The 11,362-nt window shown below is 43.8% G+C and carries 5 protein-coding genes, 2 tRNA genes and 1 rRNA gene; 5 read left to right on the forward strand and 3 right to left on the reverse strand.

Features of this window, described 5'->3' with window-relative positions; all coding sequences use genetic code 11:
* Positions 1–33 precede the first annotated feature (33 nt).
* The 3 genes from rrf (at position 34) to L0992_01650 (ending at position 408) form a co-directional block, all read left to right on the forward strand.
* A 5S ribosomal RNA gene (gene rrf, locus L0992_01640) occupies positions 34–149 on the forward strand.
* Positions 150–194: 45 nt separating this feature from the next.
* Positions 195–271 (forward strand) — tRNA-Asp (locus L0992_01645).
* A gap of 60 nt (positions 272–331) precedes the next feature.
* A tRNA-Trp gene (locus L0992_01650) sits at positions 332–408 on the forward strand.
* 787 nt (positions 409–1,195) lie between these two features.
* Here the strand turns inward: L0992_01650 and L0992_01655 are convergent.
* Positions 1,196–2,476: a sodium:proton antiporter gene (locus L0992_01655; GenBank protein ID XGB67440.1), complete on the reverse strand. Its 1,281-nt coding sequence runs from the start codon at positions 2,474–2,476 to the stop codon at positions 1,196–1,198.
* 168 nt (positions 2,477–2,644) lie between these two features.
* Between L0992_01655 and metH the strand changes: the two genes are divergently transcribed.
* Positions 2,645–6,322 carry a methionine synthase gene (metH, locus tag L0992_01660; GenBank protein XGB67441.1) on the forward strand — a complete coding sequence of 1,226 codons (3,678 nt, stop codon included), beginning with the start codon at positions 2,645–2,647 and terminating at the stop codon, positions 6,320–6,322.
* A 115-nt stretch (positions 6,323–6,437) separates the two neighbouring features.
* Here metH and lysC read toward each other — a convergent pair whose 3' ends face one another.
* A complete protein-coding gene (gene lysC / locus L0992_01665; GenBank protein ID XGB67442.1) occupies positions 6,438–7,805 on the reverse strand; it encodes a lysine-sensitive aspartokinase 3 in 1,368 nt (455 codons plus the stop codon).
* 462 nt (positions 7,806–8,267) lie between these two features.
* Here lysC and L0992_01670 point away from each other — a divergent pair, with 462 nt between their 5' ends.
* A complete protein-coding gene (locus L0992_01670; protein XGB67443.1) occupies positions 8,268–9,407 on the forward strand; it encodes an alanine--glyoxylate aminotransferase family protein in 1,140 nt (379 codons plus the stop codon).
* 104 nt (positions 9,408–9,511) lie between these two features.
* Here L0992_01670 and L0992_01675 read toward each other — a convergent pair whose 3' ends face one another.
* Positions 9,512–11,275, reverse strand: a complete 1,764-nt coding sequence (locus L0992_01675) for a PglL family O-oligosaccharyltransferase (GenBank protein ID XGB67444.1) — start codon at positions 11,273–11,275, stop codon at positions 9,512–9,514.
* Positions 11,276–11,362: the final 87 nt, after the last annotated feature.

Below are 11,362 nucleotides of genomic sequence, written 5' to 3' on the forward strand. Positions count from 1 at the left end.
TTTTTAAAAAACTGAAAGTAAAAGCAAAATTTGCTTGGCGACCATAGCATTGTGGACCCACCTGATTCCATGCCGAACTCAGAAGTGAAACACAATAGCGCCGATGGTAGTGTGGGGCTTCCCCATGTGAGAGTAGGACATCGCCAGGCTTTAAATTATGAACGACTTGTCAGCGACGACAAGTAGTCCACTGCGGAGTGGTAGTTCAGTTGGTTAGAATACCGGCCTGTCACGCCGGGGGTCGCGGGTTCGAGTCCCGTCCACTCCGCCACTTATTCGATAACCTCGCCTAGTGCGAGGTTTTTTCGAATCTGAAGTAAGATAAAGTTTTAGGGGTGTAGCTCCAATTGGCAGAGCAGCGGATTCCAAATCCGCGTGTTGGGAGTTCGAATCTCTCCACCCCTGCCATATTTAAGGCTCTAGCAGAAATGCTAGAGCCTTTTTGCTTTTTGAATCTAATGCATTTTAAGAGCTGCGGATTCCCCAATTTACCAAAATAGCGCGCGTTTGGAGGTCTAAACTTCCACTCCTGCCATATCTAAAGCCTCAGCAGAAATGCTGAGGTTTTTTTGTATATGTCGCTTTTTCAAAGTGGTTAGAGGTAAGCCTTAATCCTCTTAGGGCTATGCTTCTACAGCGAACATCTTAGCTTCTTGGCGTTTATCTAATGGAGTAAATCAATTAACGCCTTGCAGATCGCGTCCTTCACCGGAGTAGTCGATTGCCGGATACTTAGGCTTTATTCTGTTTCACCTCTTTTTCTGAGGTATCACGTGTTTTAGCTAGCTTAAGACATCGTTACTCTTGTCTTTAACTCTAGAACGATTCGCTCCTCTCTCGCTTCTCACCACTTTCACTTGATTTGAAATTACTGGTTTAGGTTACTAATGGTCATTTAGCCTATTAACCCTCATATCTATATTTTTATAGCTTTGGGTTCTATCAAAGCGAATTATAGGCATTGAACTTAGCTGCTTTAGATCTTGTTTAGTTGGTATTATCAGCTCAGCTGATGACTTGGTGATGCAGAGACGTCATGATTGAATTTAGTTATTTCTTAGTGTCCAAAATAAAACAGAGAACTGTGAGAATTTTGAAGCAAGACAAGACGAATATGGTTATTTGAGACGAGGGCGATAAATGGATGTAAAAAAGGCCGCTTAAGTAAGCGGCCTATGTTCACAAATTCGGAGTGTTAATCTAACTCTTTCTCAGCTTGCTTTGCTTTCTCTATCATAGGAGTAATCGTTGAACCTTGAACCAAAATCGAGAACACAACAACAGCATAGGTCATTACTAGGATGATCTCTTTTACATCGATGAGTTTATCTTCAATCACCCAGATACCAGATGGTATTGAAAGAGCCATTGCTAATGCTAAGCCGCCGCGTAAGCCGCCCCAAGTTAGAATCTTAATCGACCACGGATTGTATGTTCTAAAGCGTTTGAATCCGATGTAGGACAAGAAAACACTTAGGTACCGTGCACTCAATACTAGAGGGACTGCGAATGCCATTAAAATCCAGTCTTCTTGGTGGAATTTGAACAGCAGCATCGACATACCGATTAATAGGAATAGAACGCCATTTAAGAACTCATCAATTAATTCCCAGAAGTGGTCTAGGTGATCTTCACTCTCCTTAGAGAATCCGATAAAGCGCGTCCAGTTACCGATCATGATGCCTGATACCACCATCGCTAATGGACCTGACACATGTAGAACTTCTGCGAAAGCATAACCGGCCGTCGGGATGCCGATGGTTAGCAGTAATTCCATCGAGTGGTCATCGGTGTTACTGATCAGATAATGGAATATCAAACCTAAAGCAAATCCGTAGACGATACCGCCAATAGCCTCTTGGACGAATAACATTGTCACACTGCCTACTGTAGGCGCTTCTGTTCCGAATGCAATGGTGAATAAAGTTACGAAGATAACTAAGCCAAAGCCATCATTAAATAGAGACTCTCCCTCGATTTGAGTTGAGATTCGTCTGGGAGCGTCGAGTTTCTTTACTATTGCTAAAACGGCAATCGGGTCAGTTGGAGAGATTAGAGAGCCGAATAGTAGGCAGTAAATTAGATCAAATTGAATACCGATGAATTGACAGAATCCATAGAGTACAAAGCCAATGAAGAATGTCGAAAACAGCGTTGCACCAAGCGCGAGTACTGTTATTTCCCACTTCTGATCTTTTAGGTTAGGTAATTTAATCCCCAAACCGCCAGCAAAAAGTAAGAAGCCGAGTATTCCTTTGAGTAGGAAGTCTTCAAAATTGATGCTGGCAACTGTTTCTGAGGCGATGTCAGCCAGTTGGAACCAATTATTTTGTCCTGCAATGATAATCAATAAAGACAGCATCATTGAGCCAGCAGTGATGGCGATGGTTGTCTGCATTTTACCAATTTTGGTATTCACGAAAGCAATGAGCATTGCCGCTGCGGATAAAAAGCATAAGGTGTAATAAACCGACATTGGGATTCCAACATGTAACAAAGTATGAATGTGAATTTTCGTTGTCTCATGCTCAAATAGCAAACATTTTTTGTCATGAGTCGGTAATCAATTTCCTTTTTTAGACGTCTAGACTCCTTTTTAATGTGTGATAGGATGGAGGAATAATTAAAGGAATGAGGTTGTACCGTGGGAAGTAATGTAAGGCAAAAGATTGAAGCTCTGTTGAAGCAACGAATTTTACTGATTGATGGTGGCATGGGCACCATGATTCAGGACTATAAATTGGAAGAGCAAGACTATCGTGGTGAACGCTTTGCTGATTGGCATAGTGACCTAAAAGGTAACAATGACCTTTTAGTGCTGACACAACCTCAGCTTATTAAAGATATCCATTTACAATATTTGGAAGCTGGGGCTGACATCCTCGAAACCAATACCTTTAACGCGACAACCATTGCTATGGCCGACTATGATATGGAAAGCCTTAGTGAAGAAATTAACTTTTCTGCCGCTAAACTTGCCCGTGAAGCGGCTGATGAGTGGACGGCAAAGACCCCAGAAAAACCTCGCTTTGTGGCGGGTGTATTAGGTCCGACTAACCGTACTTGTTCTATCTCTCCAGATGTTAATGATCCGGGTTATCGTAATGTTAGCTTTGATGAATTGGTCGAAGCTTACTCTGAATCGACTCGCGCGCTTATTAAAGGCGGTTCAGACCTAATTCTTATTGAAACTATCTTCGATACACTAAACGCTAAAGCGTGTGCTTTTGCTGTGGAATCTGTTTTCGAAGAAGTGGGTATCACTTTACCTGTAATGATCTCAGGTACCATTACTGATGCATCAGGTCGTACACTTTCAGGCCAAACAACAGAAGCTTTCTACAACGCCCTTCGTCATGTTAAGCCTATCTCGTTTGGTTTGAATTGTGCATTAGGCCCTGACGAATTGCGTGAGTATGTCGGTGAGATGTCTCGTATCTCTGAGAGCTATGTTTCTGCTCACCCTAATGCAGGTTTGCCTAACGCATTTGGTGAGTATGATCTTTCACCTGAAGATATGGCAGAGCACGTTAAGGAGTGGGCTGAAAGTGGCTTCTTGAATTTGATTGGTGGCTGTTGTGGTACCACGCCAGAGCATATTCGCCAGATGGCGGAAGCGGCTGAAGGTGTTACCCCTCGTCAATTACCCGACCTACCAGTATCGTGTCGTCTATCCGGTTTAGAACCTCTGACCATCGCGAAAGAATCTCTGTTTGTAAACGTTGGTGAACGTACAAACGTGACTGGCTCTGCCCGTTTCAAACGCTTGATCAAAGAAGAGCTTTACGATGAAGCCTTGAGTGTCGCTCGCGAGCAAGTTGAAAATGGCGCTCAGATTATCGATATCAACATGGATGAAGGGATGTTGGACGCTGAAGCGTGCATGGTTAAATTCCTCAATCTATGTGCTTCTGAACCTGAGATTTCAAAAGTACCAGTAATGGTCGACTCTTCAAAATGGGAAGTTATCGAAGCTGGCCTTAAGTGTATTCAGGGTAAAGGTATCGTTAACTCTATCTCTCTGAAAGAAGGCAAAGATAAATTTGTCGAGCAAGCTAAGTTGGTTCGTCGTTATGGTGCAGCCGTCATCGTGATGGCTTTTGACGAAGTTGGTCAGGCTGATACTCGAGAACGCAAAGTCGAGATCTGTACTAATGCCTACAACATTCTTGTTAATGAAGTTGGCTTCCCACCTGAAGACATTATTTTTGACCCGAATATCTTCGCGGTTGCGACTGGCATTGATGAACATAACAACTATGCGGTCGACTTCATTGAAGCAGTGGGGGATATCAAGCGTGACCTTCCTCATGCGATGATCTCTGGTGGCGTGTCGAACGTGTCGTTCTCATTCCGTGGCAATAATTACGTTCGTGAAGCAATCCACGCAGTATTCCTATATCACTGTTTTAAAAATGGTATGGATATGGGCATTGTAAACGCTGGTCAGCTAGAAATTTACGATAACGTTCCAGAAGACCTACGTGATGCTGTTGAAGATGTAGTACTAAACCGTCGTGATGATTCGACAGAACGTTTGCTTGATATGGCAACCGAGTACCTAGAGCGAGCTGTTGGTAAAGTTGAAGATAAGTCAGCTCTAGAATGGCGAACTTGGCCTGTAGAGAAGCGCTTAGAGCACTCTTTGGTTAAAGGTATTACCGACTTTATAGTTGAAGATACCGAAGAAGCTCGCGTTAATGCCTCTCGTCCTATTGAAGTGATTGAAGGTCCGCTAATGGACGGCATGAACGTTGTAGGTGACCTATTTGGTGAAGGTAAGATGTTCTTACCACAGGTAGTTAAATCTGCTCGTGTAATGAAACAGGCTGTTGCACACTTAGAACCGTTCATCAATGCATCCAAAGAAGTGGGTGCGACTAACGGTAAGATCCTGTTAGCGACCGTTAAAGGCGATGTGCACGATATTGGTAAGAATATCGTTGGCGTGGTTTTGCAGTGTAATAATTACGAAATTATCGACTTAGGTGTGATGGTTTCTTGTGAAAAGATTCTTAAGGTCGCTAAAGAAGAGAACGTCGACATTATCGGCTTATCTGGTTTGATCACGCCATCTCTTGATGAAATGGTCCACGTTGCCAAAGAGATGGAAAGACAAGGCTTTAAGCTTCCTCTCTTGATTGGTGGTGCAACCACCTCTAAAGCGCACACCGCGGTGAAGATTGAGCAAAACTACTCTGAGCCAGTGGTTTATGTAAATAACGCCTCTCGTGCTGTGGGTGTGTGTACCTCACTACTCTCTGATGAATTGAAACCTGCTTTCGTTGAGAAGTTGGATATCGATTATGATCGCGTTCGTGATCAACATAACCGTAAGAAGCCTCGCACTAAGCCTGTGACACTTGAAAAAGCTCGTGCTAATAAAGTGGCGATCGATTGGGATGCTTATACACCACCGGCACCAGCCAAACCGGGAATACACATATTCAATGACTTCGATGTGGCTACGCTGCGTAACTACATTGACTGGACGCCATTCTTCATGACATGGTCTTTGGTTGGTAAGTACCCTGCGATTCTTGAGCATGAAGAAGTGGGCGAAGAAGCGAAGCGTTTATTCAAAGACGCTAACGATCTACTGGACCGTGTCGAGAAAGAAAAGCTACTTGAAGCTCGCGGTATGTGTGCCATGTTCCCTGCGAATAGTGTCGGTGATGACATTGAAGTGTATACCGATGAATCTCGTACTGAGGTATTGAAAGTTTTGCATAACCTTCGCCAACAGACAGAGAAACCAAAAGGCTTTAACTACTGCTTGTCTGATTACATTGCTCCAAAAGAGAGCGGTAAAGCGGACTGGATTGGTGGTTTTGCGGTAACTGGCGGTATTGGTGAACGTGAATTGGCTGATGAATACAAAGCGAATGGCGATGATTACAATGCTATCATGATTCAAGCGGTCGCTGATCGATTGGCTGAAGCGTTCGCGGAGTACCTGCATAAAGAAGTGAGAAAGGATATTTGGGGTTACTCGCCAGATGAAGACTTATCGAACGATGATTTGATTCGTGAGAAATACCAAGGCATTCGTCCTGCTCCAGGTTACCCTGCTTGTCCAGAGCATACCGAGAAAGGTACGTTGTGGGAGTTAATGGACGTTGAGAAAGCGATTGATATGTCATTAACGTCGAGCTATGCGATGTGGCCTGGTGCTTCTGTGTCTGGTATGTACTTTTCACACCCAGATGCTCGATACTTTGCTATTGCACAGATTCAACAGGATCAAGTGGATAGCTATGCCGATCGTAAAGGCTGGGATATGTTGGAAGCTGAGAAATGGTTAGGTCCAAACATTAACTAGTTTGAATCTATGACGAGCTTTGATTCGTAAAGTAAAAAAGAGAAAGGGTTACTTAATAGCAACCCTTTTTGTATTTGTGGTTTAGTTATCTATCTGTCGATGATAAACGGGCTTTCTACTCAAATAATTCTTGGTGAAGTTTCTGAATCGCTAACTTAGAAACAGACTCATTCAGCAGGAAGCACAGGTTATGAGGGCTTGCTCCGTAACAAATCATTCGCAGGTTGAAGTCTTCTAGAGTGCCGAATACTTGCTTTGCATAGCCTTTGCTTTCGCTCATGTTGTTACCAATAAGAGCAACCAGGCATAGGTCATGCTCAATATCGACAGAACACAGTTCTTCAAGCTCAATACGCGCTGCTTCTGGTAACTCGGGAGCACCACCTGATGTGTCTGTTTGATCCAGCGTAAGTGAAACGCTGATCTCTGATGTAGTGATAAGATCGACGGAGATCTTATGTTTAGCAAGGATCTCGAACACTTTCGCAAGGAAACCGTAAGCATGGAACATATTAGCGCTTCGCAGCGTGACCATGGTTTGGTTGCAGCGTAGGGCAAGTGCTCTGAATAGAGGAGAGCTTTCTACTTGCTGGCGAATCCAAGTTCCACCTAATTCTGGTGCTTTTGAAGAACCGACAAAGACTGGAATTTGATGGCGCAGTGCAGGAACGAGAGTCGAAGGGTGCAAGATCTTCGCACCGAAGTTTGCCATTTCCGATGCTTCACTGAAGCTGATTTCTGGGATAGGAGAGGCCTTAGGAGCAATGCGTGGATCGGTAGTATAGATACCCGGAACATCAGTCCAGATCTCTAAGCCAATCGCTTGTACAGATTCTGCAATCAGCGCAGCTGAATAATCACTGCCACCGCGGCCTAGGGTCGTGGTGTTACCTTCGCTATCAGCACCGATAAAGCCTTGGGTTACGACAACTTGTTGCTGGCATAGTGGAATTAGTTTCTCTTTTGCTAAAGCGGCAATATCTTCTAGTTGAGGTTCTGCTTTGCCGAAGTCATCATTGGTGCGCATCACTTCTCGAATATCAAAGCGAACCGCAGGTGTTCCGCGCTCGCGAAGGATTTGGGCAAGGATGTGTGTCGACATCAACTCGCCACATGCTACAAGGTGATCAGTCAGCTTAGTACTTGCTTGAAATGATGCGGCTTCTGCTGCGCTCGCAATGTCATCAAGAATGCTGTGAACTTCTTTTTCGATGCTGATTGGGTCAGTAAGTTGGTCAAGAATAGCATTGTGGATGTCGGCTAATTGCGTCATCAATTCTTGTCGGCGAGCTTTGTCTTGAACACCATTCGCCAATTCAACAAGCAAGTTAGTCACGCCAGAACATGCACTACTTACGACCAGTTTCGTATTTGAGTTGTTTTCAATAATGGCAGCACAACGGCTCATTGCTTCAAAGTTGGCAACACTTGTTCCACCAAACTTAGCGACATTAAAAGAACCAGCTACATTAGATGCACTCACGATATATCTCCCACGACTTCCTAAAATAAAATTACGGTTGGGTAATCCAACGTCCGATGTTTTTCGAAGAGAGTTTTAGAGCAAAAAGAGAGGAATTATTAGAATAGTAACCTCAGAAGCTCTTCACCATATAGAAATGGCGACAGTTGAAGGGATTCAGCCCGCTCAACCGATAATAAAGGTCCTGCATCCTTTTATTATCTCGGCACTGCTCCCCATAAATGTTTTGTATTGGAAATGCGGTTCCACAAAACATCTGCCTGGGCAGTGCTCCTCTTCTGCTAGATAGCCATTTCATTGAACGTGTTTGCGGTAACAATGTCAATCCGTAACTTGAGATAATTGAAAAATAATTTTAACAATTATGTGACAGTGGTTTGACCTCAATACTTATGGCTAATTGCTGAGGTAATCAATTTGCTTTAGGGTGGATTGTTCACAACATTAACGTAAGGGATGTACATGTCTAATTTAACACACACTACTGCTATCGATAGCTTTTATCCACCACACCGAACGTTAATGGGACCAGGTCCTTCTGATATTTCACCTCAAGTGCTACAGGCTTTGAGCCGTCCGACAATAGGTCACTTAGATCCGCTGTTTATTGCGATGATGGATGAGCTTAAACAGCTTCTTAAATATGCTTTCCAAACGGAAAATGAATTTACGATTGCCGTTTCTGCACCGGGTAGTGCAGGTATGGAAACCTGTTTTGTTAACTTGATTGAGCCTGGTGAAAAGGTCATTGTTTGCCGTAATGGTGTTTTCGGTGAGCGTATGCGCGAGAATGTTGTTCGCTGCGGTGGTGAAGCAATCCTTGTTGATGACGAGTGGGGCAAGCCCGTTTCAGTTGAAAAGGTTGAACAAGCATTGACAGAAAACCCCGATGCTGTTGCTGTCGCGTTTGTGCATGCCGAGACATCAACTGGAGCGCTATCGGATGCTCAAGCTATCTCGGCGGTTGCTCGTCAGTTTGATGCATTGACGATTGTTGATGCTGTAACTTCATTAGGTGGTGTTCCGCTGTTGGTCGATGAGTGGCAGCTCGATGCGGTTTATTCTGGTAGTCAAAAATGTCTATCTTGTGTGCCGGGTTTATCTCCAGTGACTTTCTCTCAACGTGCAGTTGATAAAATGAAGGCGCGCCAATCACCAGTACAAAGTTGGTTCCTAGACCAGAGCTTGGTATTAGGTTATTGGAGTGGCGAAGGTAAGCGTAGCTATCATCATACTGCACCTGTAAACAGTCTTTATGCGCTGCATGAGTCTCTTGTGCTACTAAGAAATGAAGGCTTAGATAATGCTTGGTCTCGCCATCATGCTATGCACCAAGAGTTGAAAGAAGGTGTAGAAGCACTAGGGTTAAGGTTTGTGGTTGATGAAGAGAGTCGCTTACCACAACTTAATGCGCTTTATTTCCCTGAAGGGATTGATGAAGCAAAAGTTAGAACTCAGCTTCTAGAAGAATATAATCTAGAGATTGGTGCGGGACTTGGCTCTTTGGCAGGCAAAGCGTGGCGTATTGGTCTGATGGGCTACGGTGCGCGAAAAGAGAATGTCGCGTTGTGCCTAAAAGCGCTAAAAGATGTTTTGAAATAGCTGTAATAAACTGAAATTAAAAAGAAAGGCGCACGAGAGATCGTGCGCTTTTTTGTGTTTGTTCTAAAGATAAGACGCGGAAGTCATACCTAATTAGTTGCTAACTACTCTGCCGACGAGACGTTGTTCTCAGCTTGAGATATTTTCTTATACTGAACCTTTGAAAAGTCTCTGTTAGGGAATAAAAATTTCGCTTCGCTGCGGATTTGTTCCGCTTTGCTTTCCTCTCCGAGCCCTTGATAAGCAAGAATCAAGTTACTGTAGAAAGCAGGTCTTGGTTTACTCTTTATGATTTCTAGCGACCAATCGATATAAGGTTGGATAAGGCTAGGATCGGGTTTGTAGAGACCAATGTTGAGGTAAGTGCTGTAGATGTCCCAATCGTAGCGATCCTTCCAAACGACTGGGTTAGTTACTTGTTTGAGAATATCTGGGTTTTTAGGTTTAGATAGCTCGAACTTAGTCAGTACATAGTTAGTGTGCAGTGCGCTCAGCATATAAAAGCTCACTAGGATCGGTAACACCAAGCTGCTCACTCTAAACAAGGTTTTACTGATGATACTGAACGGTTGCTGATAATGACGTGAAGCACGCTGATCCACCCAGTAAATCAAAATGATGAAGGTTATCCAATGAATCGCCGAATGATAAAACGGGTACTCAAGCTGAGAGTGCAAGAGTATAGGTATAAATAACGCGAGCAATGCTAGGCGCGTGCCCTTAGCTGAACTTGCTATACGAGACATCACTAACACCGCGGCAATCAAGATGCCTATTATTGGTACTATGCCACCTTCAACACCCCAAAATAGAAACTCATTGTGCGGGTGATCCATAGAAGGAAGCCCCGGATGATAATTTGAGTTCAGTTGATGTTGGCGAGCCGTATATAGAGTGTACTCTGATTCAAATTTGCCATAGCCGTAACCAGTAAATGGCTTCTCTACCAACATATCTAACGTTTGCGGGAAAGTGTAAGCGCGAGGGCTTTCTAAGTTCGCTTTCTTGCTAGCGATACTATCTGTAGTGCTAAGGTTTATTACGGTAAACGCAACCACGATACCGACAACAACGGATGTGCACCATCCGTAGAAGCGTTTCTTGGTCGAGAATTTGTAAAGGTAAGGCAGAATACACACAAAGCCTATGAGTGCCGCTAACCACCCTGTGCGTGACGCGATGATAATCAGCAGTGGCACGGTTAACGTTGGGGTTAGGTAGAGTAAAAACGATTCGCTGATCTTGTGATTATACTTAGCGGGCTGTCTTGCTAAAAGGTAAGCAGAAATCACAAAACCAGTTGCTAAAAAACTAGCCATTACATTGGGTTGCTGGAATATTCCGTAAGGGCGATTAGCTGCTGTGTTGTAGCCAAATAAGTTACCTGGTTCTAATACAAAATATTGCATATAACCAAATAGCGCTTGTATGACGACAGCGAGTACGATGAACCACAGCATACGTTGTTTGTGTTTGTTGCTGAATTTGAACTGCTGAAGGACTACGAATAAAGCAAAACCTGCCCATAACCCAAGTAATCGACCCGAAGCCCCTTCCGGTGAAGCATTGCTGTATAGAATCGGCAATGTGAGTATCACGCAGCTTATCAGTAAGCCTATGGTTAACTTGGAATACTTGAGTACTCGATTGGTCGCTAGTTGATAAAAGCCAATGGCTAAGGTGAAGCTCAGTGCTAACCAAGTGGTAGGGTTAAAAGAGAGAGCAAGGCCAGAGCCACCGGGATTAGGCATGAAAAAATGCATGGCGAGTAAGAACACAACAGCTAATGAAGCGAGGAATGCTTTGTTGAGTGGTAACTGAGTGATCTGATTTTCTAGCTGGGTACCGCTAGTATGTATTGTTGCCATAAATCCCTAACCTTATAAAAACAGAGCTTGTTCCTTTTGAAACAAGCTCTGTTACTTTAACATTTTTCTGTCTGCTCGCAGGGCGCT

This window comes from Vibrio pomeroyi (assembly GCA_041879425.1).
Lineage (GTDB): Bacteria > Pseudomonadota > Gammaproteobacteria > Enterobacterales > Vibrionaceae > Vibrio > Vibrio pomeroyi_A.